Source organism: Streptomyces sp. Wb2n-11 (genome assembly GCF_001049855.1).
Lineage (GTDB): Bacteria > Actinomycetota > Actinomycetes > Streptomycetales > Streptomycetaceae > Streptomyces > Streptomyces altiplanensis.
This window is the reverse complement of the sequence record NZ_CVPB01000003.1, coordinates 51,868-68,491: the sequence shown is the minus strand read 5'-3', so window position 1 is coordinate 68,491 and position 16,624 is coordinate 51,868. Positions and strand designations below refer to the sequence as shown.

At 71.8% G+C, this 16,624-nt stretch carries 11 protein-coding genes; 8 read left to right on the top strand and 3 right to left on the bottom strand.

Annotated features, from left to right (window positions below):
• Window positions 1-1,188: 1,188 nt before the first annotated feature.
• Together BN1555_RS41390 and BN1555_RS35425 are read left to right on the top strand one after the other, a co-directional pair.
• Window positions 1,189-2,319 carry a coiled-coil domain-containing protein gene (locus tag BN1555_RS41390; protein WP_093804068.1) on the top strand — a complete coding sequence of 377 codons (1,131 nt, stop codon included), beginning with the start codon at window positions 1,189-1,191 and terminating at the stop codon, window positions 2,317-2,319.
• A 2-nt stretch (window positions 2,320-2,321) separates the two neighbouring features.
• Window positions 2,322-2,714, top strand: coding sequence for a hypothetical protein (locus BN1555_RS35425; RefSeq protein WP_093804067.1), 393 nt, complete (start codon window positions 2,322-2,324; stop codon window positions 2,712-2,714).
• A 47-nt stretch (window positions 2,715-2,761) separates the two neighbouring features.
• Here BN1555_RS35425 and BN1555_RS35420 read toward each other — a convergent pair whose 3' ends face one another.
• Entirely contained in the window at window positions 2,762-3,502 is a 741-nt protein-coding gene (locus BN1555_RS35420) for a hypothetical protein (protein ID WP_176710347.1), read from the bottom strand.
• 314 nt (window positions 3,503-3,816) lie between these two features.
• Between BN1555_RS35420 and BN1555_RS35410 the strand changes: the two genes are divergently transcribed.
• From BN1555_RS35410 to BN1555_RS35385, 6 genes are all read left to right on the top strand, one after another.
• Complete coding sequence (locus tag BN1555_RS35410; protein ID WP_093804065.1) at window positions 3,817-4,380, top strand: hypothetical protein; 564 nt, start codon at window positions 3,817-3,819, stop codon at window positions 4,378-4,380.
• Between the two features lie 146 nt (window positions 4,381-4,526).
• Complete coding sequence (locus BN1555_RS35405; RefSeq protein WP_093804064.1) at window positions 4,527-5,021, top strand: HNH endonuclease family protein; 495 nt, start codon at window positions 4,527-4,529, stop codon at window positions 5,019-5,021.
• A gap of 954 nt (window positions 5,022-5,975) precedes the next feature.
• Complete coding sequence (mobF, locus tag BN1555_RS41385; RefSeq protein ID WP_304364562.1) at window positions 5,976-10,988, top strand: MobF family relaxase; 5,013 nt, start codon at window positions 5,976-5,978, stop codon at window positions 10,986-10,988.
• 76 nt (window positions 10,989-11,064) lie between these two features.
• Window positions 11,065-11,493, top strand: coding sequence for a hypothetical protein (locus BN1555_RS35395; RefSeq protein ID WP_093804062.1), 429 nt, complete (start codon window positions 11,065-11,067; stop codon window positions 11,491-11,493).
• A 128-nt stretch (window positions 11,494-11,621) separates the two neighbouring features.
• The gene (locus BN1555_RS35390; protein WP_093804061.1) at window positions 11,622-12,293 is read left to right on the top strand and encodes a ParA family protein; all 672 of its coding nucleotides are present in this window, start codon (window positions 11,622-11,624) and stop codon (window positions 12,291-12,293) included.
• A complete protein-coding gene (locus BN1555_RS35385) occupies window positions 12,290-13,345 on the top strand; it encodes a hypothetical protein (RefSeq protein WP_093804060.1) in 1,056 nt (351 codons plus the stop codon). Before BN1555_RS35390 ends, BN1555_RS35385 begins: the two co-directional genes overlap by 4 nt.
• 72 nt (window positions 13,346-13,417) lie before the next feature.
• On the opposite strand, the gene BN1555_RS35380 is transcribed toward BN1555_RS35385, so the two are convergent.
• A complete protein-coding gene (locus BN1555_RS35380; protein ID WP_255306517.1) occupies window positions 13,418-14,104 on the bottom strand; it encodes a hypothetical protein in 687 nt (228 codons plus the stop codon).
• Between the two features lie 8 nt (window positions 14,105-14,112).
• The gene (locus BN1555_RS35375; protein WP_255306516.1) at window positions 14,113-16,431 is read right to left on the bottom strand and encodes a type IV secretory system conjugative DNA transfer family protein; all 2,319 of its coding nucleotides are present in this window, start codon (window positions 16,429-16,431) and stop codon (window positions 14,113-14,115) included.
• Window positions 16,432-16,624 lie beyond the last annotated feature (193 nt).

Genomic DNA, 16,624 nt, shown 5'->3' with positions numbered 1-16,624 from the left:
GACGGGAGCCTCGCGGACCAAATGGTCCGGGAGCGCGTCGAGGACCGAGCGCCTCATTCCCGGTCGGATTTATGGAACCCGCGCAGGTCAGAACCACAGACGAATGCCTCCGGCAGGCCCTCTCTCCGAGGGGGCGGAGGGAACGTCGTCGGCCGTCGGCCCGGTGGGGAGCTGGGGTCAGGGTGGGGTCGCGGTGACCTCCCTCGCCGACCGGGCCCCGGAGGGTGCCACAGGAACCCCGTCCACTCCGAGGACGCCTCCGGCGCCGCAAGCGGTCGCGCAAGCGCGATCCCCTCCGCTCCCGGGAACCCTGCGGCAGCGCTGCGCGCGCCCGACCGACGAGGGAGCACCCCGCTCCGGCCCGAGGCATGGCGCGGGCCCGGGGGAAGGGCGCCCAGGGTCCGTAAGTCTCCGTGGCCCGCAGCGCGCGCGGCTGCGGGTGCTCCGGGCTGGGAAAAGACGGCCAGCGGCGGAGGGAGGGGGGTCGGTGGCGGACGGGTCGCCGTCTGCCCGGCCGGAGGGAGGCTGCCCGCCGTACTCCCGCCGTCGCGGATGACGGGCGCGTGAGGAGAACGCACCGCCGGCCGGGGCCGAGGGGGAGCAGCTGCTGCCGCGCCGTGGTGGCCGGCCGGTGAGGTCGCTCCGCGTCGGCCCGGGTCTCGCCGTGGCCGAGGAGCGTGTCGTCGGTGATCGGCACCGCCCGGTGAGGACCCACCGCCCAAGGTCCGTCGCTCCGGGGCGCGTGCCGTGCCCGGCCCGGCGCCGTGGCGCGCACGGCAGGCCGTGACACCCCGGTCGGTCGCCGCGACCGGTGAGCGCACGGCCGCGATCATGCCGGCCCCCCTAAAACATTGCGTTTCATTGCATCACTCATGATGTAATGTATTGCTGAAATGCAATGCATTACACTGGAATCCTGCGCAACTCACCACGAAGGGGGCGCGGGATAGGACTGCGGGATGAGGCCCAGGAGATCCGGCGCGAGGATGGCACGACCGCCCGCCGACCGCTGGGGGACACCGGCTGGAGACCGGAACGCGCCGCCCGCTACGCCGCTCGCTGCGCGCGCTACGTCGACACCGGCCGCCGCGTGACCCGCGACCCGCTCCCCCACCCGTCCCCGGATACGGCACGCTGTCGACCGCAGCGCACCCGCCCGATCGCACCGCCCCCTAGGAGTTCCCCCAGATGAGCGAGCAGCCGACCGAGCAGACCGTCGAGGCCCCCGTCGAGAAGGCGCCGCAGTGCGCGTTCCCCGGGTGCACCGCACCGCCGGTCCCCAAGGACCCCACCGTCCCGGGCCGGGCGCCGAAATACTGCTCCGACCCCGACCACAACGCCATGAGCGCCTACCGGGCCAAGCGCGGGAAGACCGGCAGCACCAAGACCCCGGCCGCCGAGGAGGCGTCCGACCGCGTCGTCACCGACGCCGCCCGGACCGCCGGCATCGTGCAGGGCAGCGTGCTGCAGAAGGTCGACGAGCTGCGCGCGGAGCTGGCCCGGTACGTCGACCTGCTCCAGACCGTCACCGACCCGGAAGCCGCCGAGGCCGAGGTCACCGCCGTCTCCGCGCTCGCCGACCAGCGGGTCGCCGAGTGGCGCAAGAAGGCGAGCACCGCGCACACCGAGCGGGAAGCCGCCGCGCGCCAGCGCGACCTCGCCCGCGCGGAGACCGAGGAGGCGCAGGAGGCCGCCGACCGCGCCATCGCCGAGCTGGAGGAGGAGACGGCCCGGTTCGAGCAGGAGACCCAGCAGATCCGAGAGCAGGCCGCGGCCGACGTCGCCGCCGCCCAGGAGGAGATCCGGCAGGTCCGCGAGGACGCCGAGCAGGCCATCCAGGAGGCCCGCGAGGAGGCCGACGAGAAGGCCGCCGCCGCCAAGGCCGAGGCGGACAAGCGTGTGAAGGAAGCCCAGGAGGCCGCCGGCAAGGCGCAGCTGGAGGCGAAGGCCGAGGTCGAGGAGATGCAGAAGACCCTCGCTCAGGCCCAGGCCGACACCGAGAAGGCGAAGGAGGAGGCCGCCAGGGCGACGGCCGCCGCCGAGAAGCGGGCCACCGAAGCCCAGGAGGCCGCCGAGAAGGCGAAGGGCGAGGCGCAGGCCCAGGTGCAGGCCGCCGACAAGGTCGTCGCCGAACTGGGCGACGCCCTGACCCGGGTGCGCGAGGACGCCCAGGGCTACCGCACGCGCGCCGACGAGCTGGAGACCCGTATCGACCAGCTGCGTAAGGAGCTGGACACCGCCCTCACCGAGAAGCGCACCGCCCAGGCCGACGCCGACACCGCCCGACAGCAGCTCCAGGACCAGAACCGGAGGAAGTAGCCGTGCCCACCGCCTTACTCGCCACCGCCGTGGGCTGCGCGGCCCTGCTCGCCGCCGTCCTGCCGACCGCCTGCCACCGCATCCAGCAGTACCGGGCCGAGCACGCCCGGCGCACCGCCGCCGAGCACCGGCACCGCCAGCTGCTCAACGCGACCGACTGGGCCATCACCACGGCGGTGCGCGAGTGCTGGGACCGCAAGGTCGACGACTGGCGTGCGCCCCGGATCATGCTCATCAGCGTGGCCGACGTCGTCCGCCGGGCCGAGGACGACTTCAACCTGCAGATCAGCCGCGAGGAGGCGCACGCACTCCTCATGGACCGGCTGGAGTTCCGCGGCCACCTGCAGACCACTCTCGTCACCGATGACCATGACCAGCAGGAGGGGACGATATGACGAAGGGCCCGGGAGAGACTCCCGGGCCCTTCGTCATGTCCGTCCGGCTACGAGGCGGCCGACTGGTCGAGGTCGAGGTCGAGGAGCACCGCCAGGTCCTCACCGGCCGCCCACCGCTGGAGCAGGGCCCGGTCGACAAGCCGCACGCCGTATCGGGCCGCCCACACCACCCGCTCACGGGCGAACTGGTCGGAGCTGACCACGAGGAACAGCGGCCGGGCGCCCGGCGCGGTAGCAGTCGGTAGTTGCGGGGCACCGCTCACCGGGCGCAGAGCCGCCCGTCTCCCGCTGCCCTGCCCCGCAGGGCCGGCGCCCCGCTCGAAGGCCACGCCGAGATGGCGTCCGTCGGGTCCGTTGCCGACCAGGTGCACCACATCCCGGTTGATACGCACTCCGCGGACCTGCGTCCAGCCGTCGCGCAGCAGCAGCCGCCCGACGATCGCCCGGAACATCCGGTCGTCCGAGGCGTCGATCTCAGACAGGGAGTAGCACCTCGCCCGCCGCCGGCGCTGCGCGAGCACGGCTCGCCGCTGGCGCACCACAGCCCAGACCCCGTACGCGAGGGCCGCCGCCGCGAGCAGCGCCGCCCACCAGCTGACCCGGGACCCCAGCCAGCCGAGAGCTGCCACAGGTAACCCGATCACGACGAGGACCGCCGCGAACGCGGGCGCGATTTCCCACCACTCCGGCCCCTGCTTCCCGCTCAGCCACTGCTGCAGTTCCTCGCGCTTGCGCCAGGCCCGCCGCGTGCCGACAGGGGACCGGCTCAGCGGCCACACCGTGTTCACCCCACCACCTCACCCCGTGCTTTGACGTCCCTTGTCATATCTGCCCGCGCCACCCCGCGTACAGCTACACCGCCGCAGGTAGAAACGGGAAACGGGCACCCGCGCCCCGTCGCTCTGATAACAAGCCCTTTGGGAGCCCAGTCACCCAAATTTGGGTGACACGCGGCAGGTCACAAAGGAACAGGTCGCCGCCGACGCCTTCCTGCAGCAGCACGCCATCCCCACGACGAACGGAGACCCGAAGTGACCGAGCGGTTTTTCACGGCCCTGACCCCCACCACAGCGCCGGATCCCACCCTTTCGGCGGAGGTGTGATGCACCTCACTCCGCAGTGTCGGGACTGCTCGACTGCTACGGAGCGGATCGAGGTCGAGGAGGTCTGGCGCTGCACGGCCCCCGACTGCACCCGGCGCACCTACGGCACCGGCAACCCGGACGACGCCCTGTCGGCCTACACCGAGACCTGCGCGGTGTTCATCTGCCACGGCACCGACGAGGTCGACGTCAAGGCGACCGCCGAGCTGGCCGCCCAGGACGGCCCCGACCAGGTCGCCGCCCTCGTCGGGGCCGCCCAGGACGGCCCCGACGAGGGCGGCGACCTGGTCGACCAGGAGCAGCTCGTGCCGGCCGCCGGTGCCCCGGTTCCCGAGAGCGCCCGGGGCACGGTGCGCGTCCCCGGGGCATCCGGGCGGGGAAACGTCCTCCCGCAGTGGGGACCGCTCCCCGGTGTCGAGTCCGCCCCGGACCCGGAGGATTTCCCCATGGCGAACACGGATAGCGACGGCAGGGCGGGGCGTGAGCCCCGGCGTCCCCAGCCCGGGGTGGGGCACGGCGCCCTGCTTCCGGACACCGATCCGTCCCCACTGGGGCAGGAATGAGGCCCCCGGCCGGGGAAGCCAGCCCTGATTCCGGCACCGCCGTTCCCCGCCCGGCGGGTGGGGAAGACCCCTCCGTTCCCGGCCGCCCCGCCCCCGGCAGTGGGGAACCGGAGGCAGAGGCGGATCCCACCGCAGCCGGGGAAAAAATGCCCTGGGCGGTGCTGCTCGCCGATGGGGAAACCGTCGCCCGGTACCGCGCCCACGTCCTGCAGCGCGGCCCGGACGAGTGCTGGTGGTGGACCGGCGGGCTGACCGACACGGCTCACGGCACGTTCCGCGCGGCCTCCCTTCCGGGGCGGACCAGGCGCGGCACCGTGCCCGCCCACCTCTTCGGCTACCGCCTCGCCAACGGGCCCGATTCCCTGCCCGCCGGGCTGGTCGTCAGGCACACCTGCGACGAACCGCCGTGCCAGAACCCGGCGCACTGGCTGGCCGGGACGAGGGGCGACAACAACCGCGACGCCGCCAGTCGTCGCAGGTTAGCGGGCCACGCGCTGGCCGATGTGCGCGGCGCGGTGGGTCGGGCGCGGGCGGTCCAGGCCGCCATCGCCGCCGCCCGGCCGGAGGACCTGGACACGGCCATCGCCGCCGCGCTGGCCGCCGGCAACCCCTCCGGCGCGCACCAGGACGCGCTCTTCTAGACCGGCCCCAGCCGGACCGGCCCCGGACCGACAGGTCCGGGGCCGGTCCGCGTTCACGGGCGGGGAAAGTGCCTCCGCGTTCGTCCCCGGGGCACATCGCGTGCGGCGCGTGGGAAGGCTTCGGCGCCCGGGGCGTCCCCACCGGAGCGACCCCGCCGCGGCTCCGGTGGGCGGGGAACGGTCCCCGCTCCGGACGCCTCGCGTGGGACCGCCAGGCCGGGGCAGGTCCCCGCGAGGGCCGCCGGTGCACCGCCGTCCCCGGCGGTCCGTCCCCGCCTCCGTGCCCCACGTCGTTTCCCCGGCGCGTGGGGCACGGCCGTCCCGCCCTGCCCCAGCGGAGCCCGGCCGGCCGCGCTCTGTGTGCGCGGCGGGGGCGGGCGGGGTGGGGCACGGCCCCACCGGTTCGGTTACGCAGCGTCGAGCGGCCCTGGGGAGCCGCCGGTCCGGCGAGCACGCCATCCAGGGTGGGGCGCAGCCCGCCACCGATCCCCCGGCACTCGGTAACAGTCGACCCCCGCCGGGAAGCCCGGCGGGGGTCGAAGTCGTCGCCGCCGACCGTAGCGCATGGGTGCGGCGAGTGGCCAGTGCCGCCTCTCCGTTTGGCGCGGCGACCACCCGGTGGGCGCACCCGCAGCCGCGAGCGCCGGAGCCAGCGCGGACCGTGCCCGCCGACCGGAATATTTCGTTACAAACCGTGCGCGCCGCCATGACGGACGAGGCCCGCAGATGCAGGCCGAAGACCACCCCGCAGGCCGCAGGACGGCCCCCTCTCACCGCCTCAGCGATCCATTTTGACCCTCTGCAGACCCCGGACATCGGACCCCGCATCTTCCCTTGATCACCCGGACTATCTAACACACCGTAATTCCCCTGCTCACTACAACAATCCCCACACCTATGCATCACGATCCGATGGCTGTTGTTGATCTTGAAAATCCCCTACTCTTTGTCTCAATGTTGTCGATCAGTGCAGGCTCAGATCCCGGCTACCTGACCAAGACGGTCGGGGCCGGTGCCGAGCATTACTACCTGCGCTCGATCGAGCTGCAGGGGGAGCCGCCCGGCTACTGGACCGGCGACGGCATCGCGGACCTGGGACTGTCCGGCGAGGTCGCTAACGAGGTCTTCGAGGACCTGTACAGCGACTTCATCGACCCCCGGAAGCGGGACGAGATGTACGCCCGGCTGGCGTCGATCCCGCACCCCGAGGGCAGCGAGGAGTACGCCCAGGCGGAGAAGAAGATCCGCAAGGAGTGCCGTCTCGGTGACGCGCCGCGCAACTACGAGAAGGCGTACGAAAAGCGCCTGGAGAAGAACCTCGCCGCGGCCGAGGCCCGTACCCCGGGCGGGGTGCTGAGCCCCGAGCAGCTCAAGGCCATCGAGATCAGCACCCGCAAGGAAGCCCCCAGCGCGAAGCTGTACTACGACCTGACGTTCTCGGCTCCGAAGTCGTGGTCGGTGGCGCACGCTGCGCTGCAGGTCAAGGCCGCCGAGGCGCGCGAGGCCGGCGACCTGGAGACGGCCCAGAAGTTCAGCCGCCAGGCCGACCAGCTGTGGGACTGCTGGAAGGCGGGCGTGCAGGCCGGTCTGGAGCACATGCAGGACGAGGCCGGGTACACCCGCAAGGGCCACCACGGGGCGAGCAAGGACGGCCGCACCAGCGGCGAGTACGTCAAGGCCGACAAGTTCATCGTGGCCGCGTTCGCCCAGCACACGAGCAGGCAGGACGACCCGCAGCTGCACGTCCATGCCGCCGTGCTGAACAAGGTCCGGTGCGTGGACGTCGACCCGGTCACCGGCCGCGAGCGCGAGGTGTGGCGGGCGCTGGACGGCACGGGCCTGTTCCGGCACAAGCAGGCCGCCGGGCACCTCGCCGAGCGCGTCGCCGAGCAGGAGCTGGAGCGGGTGCTGGGCTGGCGGGTGCAGATGCGTCCGGACGGCAAGGCGCGCGAGATCGTCGGCGTGGACCAGGACCTGCGGGACTCGTTCAGCAGCCGGCGCACCGCCATCACCGCCGAGGTCGCCGAGGTCGCCAAGGCGTTCGAGGAGAAGTACGGCGCCGCCCCCTCCGCCTACACGCTGGCCCGGATCAGCGAGGACGTCAGCCTCCGGCAGCGCGCGGCCAAGAAGCATGACGCCGTGACCAGGGAAACCCTGCTCCAGCGCTGGGAGGCGTCGAGCCAGGCCCGCTTCCGCGAGTCGCTGGCCGACGTGCCCGAGCGGATCGCCGAAGAGTCCGCCATCCACGACCTGCACCGCCCCGCCAAGGAGTTCGACCCCGAGGTCATCCAGCGCCGCGCCATCGCCGCGGTGCAGGAGGCGAAGCCCACCTGGACGCGCCCTGACCTGCTGGTCGAGCTGAACCGGCAGCTCCCCGACACGCTGGGCGGGCTGGAGCGCCAGCAGGTCCGCGACCTGCTCAACCAGCTGGCCGACGACGCGCTCTCTCCGACCGCCGACAACGGCGTGGTGCTCACCAAGGCGCCTGCCCTGGTCGAGGTCCCCGCCGAGCTGCAGCGCACCGACGGGACCTTCAGGTACGAGCCGAACCCCGACACCTTCGACCGGTACGCCACCGAGGAGGCCCTGCGCACCGAGGGCCGCCTGGCCGAGTTCGCGGGCAAGCGCGGGGCGCCGACCGTGCCCAGCGAGCTGGTCGAGGAAGTCATCCAGCGCCGCGGGCTCAAGGGCCGCCAGGCCGACTTCGTCCGGGCCGCCGCCACCTCCGGCCGCAAGGTCGACCTGCTGGTCGGCCCGGCCGGCGCGGGCAAGAGCTACACGCTCGCCGCGCTGACCGAGGTGTGGGAGGCGCACGAGGGCCGCAAGGTCATCGGTCTGGCCAGCGGCCAGCGCGCCGCCGAGGTGCTGCGCGACGAGGGCGTGGAGAACGTCGCCAACATCGAGATGATGCTGATTGCCAACCGGTCGATCGCCGAGGGCCGCCCGATCGCCGACGCCGAGAAGTACCGCATCCCGGCGGGCGCCCTGGTCATCGTCGACGAGGCCGGTATGACCGACAACAGCGACATGGACCAGGTCCGGGCGCTCATCGAGGCCGCCGGCGCGAAGTGCGTCCCGGCCGGTGACCATCACCAGCTCACGGCCGTGGGCGCGGGCGGCATCTTCGCCCAGTGGGTCGAGGACGCCTCCGGCGTGCACGTCCTGGACGAGGTCCGCCGCTTCCGCGACACCAACCCGGTCACCGGCGAGAAGACCGTGCGCCAGTGGGAGGCCGACGCCTCCCTCCAGCTGCGCGAGGGCAACAGCGAGGCGCTGACCGCGTACGAGCTGCACGGCCGGTGGCGTGGCGGGTCCGCCGAGGAGATGACCGAGCGCGCCTACCAGGCATGGCTGACCGACCACCTCGACAACAAGAACCCGCTGCTCATCGCTCAGGACAACGCCCAGGTTGCCGAGCTGTCCGCCCGGGTGCGCGCCGACCTGGTGCGTGCGGGCAAGGTCTCCGAGGACGGCGTGGTGCTGCGCACCGGCCGCGAGGAGCACGGCATTGAGACGAAGGCCGGTGTCGGTGACCTGATCCAGCTGCGCCGCAACAACCGGAACATCACGGCCGAGAACGGCAGCTTCGCGGTGAACCGCACGGTGGCCAAGGTCACCGGGATCAGCGACAACGGGGCGCTGATGGTGACGCTGGAGGACGGCTCCCAGATGCACCTCCCGGCCGCCTACGTGAAGGAGCACGTCGAGCTGGCCTACGCCGCGACCGTCCACGGCGCGCAGGGCCGCACGGTCGGGGTCTGCCACTCCCTGGTCGATCCCAGCTCGACCAACCGCGAGGCGCTGTACGTCATGCTCACCCGCGGCGAGGTCGAGAACTTCGGGTACGTCATCACCCACCGGGACGGCGACGGGCTCCAGGAAGAGGAGATCCCCCACCACCTCGCCGTGCTGGACTCCACGCTGCAGCGCAGCGGGCTGGAGCTGACCGCGACGAAGACGATCGAGGCCGAGCTGGAGCGCCGCGAGCACCTCGCCGTGCTGGAGCCGGTGTGGTCGGGCGTGAAGGAGCAGGAGGCCGAGAAGCGCTTCGGCACCGCCCTGCTGCAGGCCATCGGCACCGAGGACTACCAGCGGTGCGCGAGCAGCGAGGCGTTCGGCTCCCTGCTGCGGCTGGCCCGGCACGTCGAGGAGCAGGGATTCGACGCCGAGGACCTGCTGGTGCGCACCGCCCGCTCCCGTGAGCTGGAGACCGCCGACGATGTCGCCAAGGTGCTGCACGACCGGCTGAACAAGGCGTACAACCTGGTCGAGCGCGACCAGATCCGCGCCGAGGAGGCCGAGCAGCGTGCCGCCCTTGCTGAGCAGGAGCGCAAGGTCGAGGACGCGGTCGAGGCCGGGCAGGCGCCGGTCGACCCGGAGGAGCTGCAGCGGGCGGCCGAGGTCGCGCAGCAGAGCGACCCGCACGCCGAGCTGATGAGGCAGACCCTCGCCACCCAGGCCGGGGTCGAGACGCTGCACGCCGGCACCGACCCGGAGACGATCGAGCGCCAGGAGGCGGAACTGGCCGCCGCGCTGCGGGCCGCCGAGGAGATGACGGACGCCGACGTCGAGCAGCTGGTCGACGCCCCCGAACCAGTCGAGGCCGAGGCGCACCCGCACTTCGAGGACCTGATGCGGCAGAACGACGCGTTCGCGCAGAACGTCGAGGTGCTGCACGCCGGTCAGGACCAGGAGGTCGCCCGGCGCCAGGCCGAGGAGCGCGAGGCCCGCTGGGAGGCGATGGACTCCTACACCGCCCGCACCCCGGACCTGGACGGCGACCTGGGCCGCTTCCTGCAGGAGTGGGCCGTCGAGATGGACGAGCGCACCGAGCGGCTGGGCCAGCGCGTCGCCGAGGAGCAGCCCGCATGGGCCGTCGACCGGCTGGGCCCGGTGCCCGAGGACCCGACGGAGCGGGCCGACTGGGAGCGCCGCGCCGGCCGGGTCGAGCGCTACCGCGAGGCCCACGGCTACGACCACGACACCAACGCCATCGGCCAGGCCCCGCCGCAGGGTGCGGTCGAGGCCCGCGCCGACTGGGAGCGCGCGCGCCGTGCTCTGGGAATCGACGAGAAGGAAGCGGACATCGCCCGCGCGTCCGACGAGACGCTGCGGCAAATGATCGAGCGTGCCGAGCGTGAGGAAGAGTGGGCGCCGCCGTACGTCGCCGACGACATGCAGAAGGCGTTCACCGCCGAGCGCGACTTCAAGGACCAGGCCGTACAGATGGAGCTCCGCGCCCAGGAGCAGGCGGAGCAGGAGGCCGCCGAGCACGAGGAGCGCGTCACCCAGGCCATGTACGAGGCGCAGACCGCGACCGGCTACAACGAGCACCAGGAGGCCCTCGCCCAGTCGATGGCGCTGCAGCAGGTGCCCACGCTGCAGGCCGAGATCGACCCGAGCGACCTGGTGAAGGAGACCCTCGACCGCGCCCAGACCAGCCGCGACATCGCCGAGACGATGGGCGACCGCGCGAGCCGGTACCAGGAGGTCCAGCAGGCCCGCGAGGCGTGGGTCGAGGAGACCCAGATCGTGCGGGACGAAGCTGCCCTCGCCCGGACCGAGCTGGAGCGCCGTGCCCCGGAACAGCCCGAGGTCGAGGAGCCCGAGGCCCCGACCGCTCCCGCCGCCCCGGCCGCGCCGACGAAGTCCGTCGAGGAGCAGCTGATGGAGGCGATGGAGCAGGCCCGCCTCGCGCAGGAGATCCTGCAGCAGCGCGCCCAGGAGCGGGAGCAGGAGGCCGAGCGGCAGAGGGAGGCCGAGCGGCAGCAGCCGCAGGCCGAGGAAGTGGAGCGGGAGCGCCGCGACACCGGTCTCGGCGGGTACGGGACGGACTACGAGCGGCTGGGCCAGGAGCTGGCACGGGCCGAGCGCGACGCCACCCCGGAGCCCGCGGGCCCCGAGCCGGAGCTCGTCGCAGTCCCGGCGCCGCCCGCGCCGGAGATCGACCTCGACGTCGACATGTAGCCGAAGGGCCAGCGGAGCAGCCGCTGGCCCTTCCTACTGCCTGCCCTCTGTCTGTGCCGCCCGCTACCGTGCCCTTATGGCTGACTACCCGACGATGTGGAACGGGCCGGGCGCCACGCCGCCGGCCGGAGGAACCGCGGCGCAGCAGACCGCTCCGCCGCCACCGACCGAGCCGCCCGCCGAGCCGGTGGTCGGCCGTCGCCCGCTGGCCGAGGTCACCGCGCTGCTCAAGAACATCGAGCACGCCGTGCGGACGGGTTACCAGCTGGAGGAGTTCCACGAGGGCGTACGGGCGACCTACTTGTGGGCCGTCGGCCGGAGCCCGAGCCCGATCACGGACCGCGCCGCCGGTATCCCCGACGCCCGGCAGCTGCGGGCCGAGGACGACGCCGCCGAGGCCGCGATGCGCGGCCCCCGCCGCCGGTACGCCAACGGTGTGCAGCACGCGGCGATGTGGCTGCGCGGCGCCACCCAGGACCAGCCCTGGGCCGTGTGGGAGACCTGACCGGACCGCACACACGGACGAGCCTGCCCCTGCCACGGGGCGGGCTTTCGCGTATCAAGCGGGCGGTACGGGGGCGGAAGCGGGCGTCCGTGATGTGTTGATCTCGGCTGTGCCCATAGGCTCCCGACATGCTCATCGCGAACATGTCGCCCCGCACTATGGCCAAGACCACTGATACCGGGTGGCTGTCGCACGCCCTGTTGGAGGACGAGGAAGGCTACGAGGTCGTCGGGTACGACGCCGACCACAGCAAGCAGTTCTGGGCCTGGAGCCAGCCGGAGAAGGGCAACTTCTCCTTTCCCGTGCACGCGCAGGCCGACGCCAAGTTCCACACGAAGGTCGTGCCCCCGACGGGGAAGACCATCGCGATGGTGGACTGCGGGCACAGCGAGAACCACCCCTTCGTCGCCGACTCGGTGCTCCGCATCGCCGACCTGGTGATCCTGCACATGTCGCCGACCGCCGGGGACTGGGAGCGGATCGTCGAGCCTGAGACCGCGAAGCCGTTTAAGGACATCCTGGCGAGCAGTGCCCCGTTGAGGGCCACCGGCAGGAAGCCCGAGACATGGGTGCTGCTCAACCGCACCGTGGCGAACGCGTCATCGACCGGCTACTACCGCGAGGAGATGACCAAGGAGGGTTATCAGGTGTTCTCCACGGTCATCCCGCGCAGCGAGCGCTTCGGCGACTCCATCGGAGCCCCGGTGGAGGGGGCCGCCAAAACGGCGTTCGGTGCGCTCGTGACGGAGATGAAGAAGCGCGGGCTGCTGCCCGTTGGTGACCAGGAGGTCGGCCGGTGAGTCCTACCCGGCAGGAGATTCGAGCACAGCGCGCCGCCGCGGCCGAGGCACGACGGCAGGCCGAGGGGTCGAAGGCGGAGACGGCCGCGCCCACTGTGCCGACCGTCCCGGCCCCGGCCGGGGAGAGCGACCCGGGGACGCCAGCCGTCGCGCTGGAGCCGTACCGGCCCCAGGCGTTCACCCCGGATCTGATCCCCGAGCCCGTCGAGGTGGAGGTCGAGGTCGAGGGCGAGCTGACGCCCCAGGAGGTCGACGAACTGGGGCACTGCGAAGCCGCGTTCGCCAACGGCAACCGGGCCGAGTGGATGAAGTGGAAGGCCGCGCACGCAGTCCGCTCCCGGCGCCTGCACCGCCACGGTGGGCGTACGTGGCCGGACTACTGCCAGGACCGGTTCGGGGAGTCTGAGTCGGAGGTCAACCGGCGCATTCAGCAGTGGCCCCTGCTCAAGGCCATCACCGAGCAGCAGGACCGGCCCCGCGCGATCCCTGACTCCCATGTGCAGCAGCTGCTGCCGATGGTCGAGGAGCACGGCCAGGACGTGACCGCCCGCGCGTACGTCGCGCTGCGGGTGTGGGCCGCCGAGCGTCGCCACCGGGTCACGGCCACCGTGGTCGACGGCCTGGTCGAGCTGGCCCGGTCCACCGAGCCGCCGGCGCTGACCTCGAACACCTTCCAGCAGGCGATCGAGGCGAAGCCGAGGCCCAAGACGACGCGCTCCAGGAAGAAGGAAGCGGCCCCGGCAGTCAGCGGCACCGGCGCCCAGGAGCAGGCCAGCCCCGCGGCCGGAGGTCACCCAAATTTGGGTGACTCGACGAGCGGAGCCCCGGCGGGCGAGACGGCGGCCGACGGCGACGAGTCGGTGGTCGATGCGGAGATCGTGGAAGATCCGCCCCCGCACCGGGCCGTGGAGATCCGCGATTTGCTGCAGGGGATGCTGGCCGGGGTCGAGTCGGGCGCGCTGCACGACGCGCTGGCCGAGACGTTGAAGGACATCAGCACCGCGGCGCTGGGCATCGCCTACGCGGCCGACGAGGTCCTCAAGGACCGGTAAGCGTCCCGGCAACGCGGAGGGGGAGTCACCCAAATTTGGGTGACTCCCCCTCCGCGTGGTTGCTGCTGCAGATCAGTCAGCTTCCTTGTCCGGCTTCCGTCGCCGGGCGATGTCCTTCTCGATTGTCGCGAGGAACCCGGGTTCGGCGAAGTCCTCTTCGGTCCACGGAGGCGCCGGCGGGTTCGGGGTGGCCTCCGTGGGCATGACCGGGACCGGCACGGGGTGCTTGGGCTTCTTGAGGCCGTCGCGGGGCATCCCGCAGTTCTTCAGTTCCTCCTTGAGGACCTTCTGGACGTGCGGCCACCACCTTGCGTGCCACTCCGAGACCCGGGTGGGCGGCGCCCCCTTCGTGTACGACCAGTACCAGTTCGCGCACAGGGAGGTCAGCTCGATACGCAGCCGAGGGTGCTTGTACCAGCAGGGCCTCCACACCTCTTGGGCGTAGAACGGCCACAGCTTGTTCTGGCACCACTCCGTGAGCCAGTCCCACAGGATGCGGGCCTGCTCCTGGTCGAGGTCGTCCATCCAGTTCGGCGTGGTGCCGGGCCAGTCGGGCGCTTCCTCTGCCTCCGCGTCCGCCTGGATCTGCCGGATGGCCTCGACGACCCCCGCCAGCGTCTCCCGGAGCTGGCCCACCTTCGTGTCGAGCCCGTCGAGCGCCTCGCTGAGGTTTGCATCCTCCAGCCCCTGGACGCGGGTACGTACGGCCGACAGGTCGCCCGTCAGCCGCAGCAGCATCTCCATCGGGTCGAGCTTCATCTCTCCCATCACAGGCCGCCCAGGTCGTCGTCAGCGTCGTCGAACGGGTCGGTGCTGGTCTCATCGGTACCGGTCTTGCGCAGCGGCACCGCCGCCGGCACGGTCCCCGCAGGGAGCTCCTGCGGCCCCGGCGGCACCTGCTCCAGGTGCCGGGTCGGCGCGAAATCCGGCTGCTCCGGAATCACCGGCGGATGCTCCGGCATCGGAGGCACCGGCGGGACAACCTCGCCGCGCACGACCTGCAGGTGGTCTCGCGGGCCGGGCAGCGGGCCGGACGCCCGGCCACTGGCCGCCGGGTCCGCCGTCCACGGGCTGGGGTCACCAGCCGGAGCCGACGGCGCCCACGGGCTGGCAGGCTCCGGCGGGGCCCACAGGTCCGCCGGGTCCTCGACGAGCGGCGCAGCGACCGGCGGGGCATAGGAGGGCACCGCGGCGTCCTTGTGCTTGCGTGCCTTCACCTCCGCCTTGGCGTCCCGCTTCTCCTGCTTGGCTACGGCCTTGACGTCCTTGCGGTCCCACACGGCCACGTAGCGGACGACGACCGGGCCGCCGATATTGCGGCGCAGCACCAGGATCTCGCCCGGCTTCAGGTTCATGATGTCCGCCGGGGTCATCGTGTCGACCTCGACCCAGGTGTAGGAGGAGGACCGGCGCACGGTGCCGTCCGTACCCGGAGAGTTCGAGTGCGACTCCCGCTTCTCCTTGTGCCGGCCGCACAACTCCGACAGGCCCTTGAGGTCTTCTTCGTCGGCCAGGCCGCCCAGGACGAGCTTGACCATGTTGGTCCAGATCGTCTTCGCCGCCTCCCGGCCATAGCGCTCCCGCATCTGCGAGCGCGACTGGAACACCGCATGGATGGCGATGCCCAGGCCGCGGCTGTCCGAGGTCCACTTCTCCAGCGGCACGGAGCAGATCAGCGCCGCTTCGTCGAGGATCAGCGACCAGGGCGCGTCCAGCCGCCCGCCGCGCTGAAGCGGCGCCATCTCCCGGGCCTCTTCGTAGATCTCACCCGTGAGGCAGCTGAACAGCGGGCCGATGCCGCCCCGGCCGGTGTCCCGGCCGAGCAGGTACAGGGTGTCCTGCGACTGCAGGTAGCCGCGGATGTCGAAGAGGCCGTCGCCCCTGTGCGCGTCCTCGATGACCCGCTGGACCTGCGGCGTGTCCAAGAACATGAAGGTCTTGGACAGCGTCCCGAAGACGTTCTCACCAGTGGTCGGCTTCCCCTCGACCTTCTGCACCTGGAGCAGATCGTCCTTCCAGCCGCGCGGAGCGACCGGCCGAGACGGGTCGGATGGGTCAGGGTGTTCGAACTTTTCCAGGATGGTAATTGCTTCCTGGTTACGGAAGCTCTTGGACCAGCGAGCCACATCTAGCAGGCTCAGGCCCTCCGCGTCGGCCGCCCACAAGAACGCCTTGAGCACCGAGTAGCTGGCCGTCTCCCAGAAATTGCGGTTCTCCACACCGCGGGTGGCGTCGGAGCCGTCGAGCAGGTAGTTCGCGCGGCGCATCGCCCGCTCGACACCGTGCTCCGGGTCGGAGCAGCCCATCACCGGGTCCCAGGCCACGTTCGAGTCCCTGCCGCCGATGCTCTGCGGGTTCCAGATCAGGATGCGGCCGACCCTGGCCCGCAGCTTCTCCGTCAGGTCGACAATGTCCACCTTCACCGACGTCGCCAAGACCGCGCCCGGCGCGTCAATGATCCAGTTGGCCAGCTTCGCCGTCTTGCCCGCACCGGGCGGGGCGACCATCACGGAGCTGTCCTCGATCGCCATGTACAAGTGCAGGCCCGTCTTTCGGTCCTTGCCCAGGTAGGTGCCGACCGCGTTGGTGTCCACCTTCCGTGCGGGAACCTTCGCCAGGCTGGGACGCAGCACGTTGCGCTTCTTGACCAGCTGTTGGGCGCCGAGCGCCTTTCGCAACTTGCCCTTGGGGGCGAACCCGTCGGTCTCGCGGGTGGGGCCGAACTCGCCCTTGAACTTCATGTATCCGGCGCCGACCAGGCCGACTGCCAGGGCCGTCATCAGCAGCGGCTGCTGCTCGAACAGCGCACCACCGGTGTCGAGCACTTCGCCGAAGATGGTACCCAGTAGTTCCTCGGTGCTGGTGTCCTGCGTCGTCGTCTCAGCAGCGAGCAGGGTGGCCGGCACGGTCAAGGCCGTTAGCCGCACCGTGGGGCGGTGGAAGACGGGGCGCGGGAACAGCACGTTCTTGAGCGCGTCGCCCTTGATGAGCTTCCAGCCTTCTTCCGGCTTCCCGGCCGCCGAGGCGCCCGTGCCCGGAGCCTCGTTGATGACGGGCTGGTTGCTGGCCTTACTGTTGTCGTTCACGAAGGTCCTTTCCTTCGGGGCCCCGGGGGTGCTGCAGCCGCCAAGCTCTTCACGCGCCACCGGGGCCACTCCTGTCTGTATACGTCGCTGCACTGACAAGTACGGCACGGATTTCACCGATCGTTGCGGTCCTGTCGCGCAGGGGCGCGCGGCTTCCCGCCTGGCGGGAGGACCTGGGCAGATCGCCCGCCAG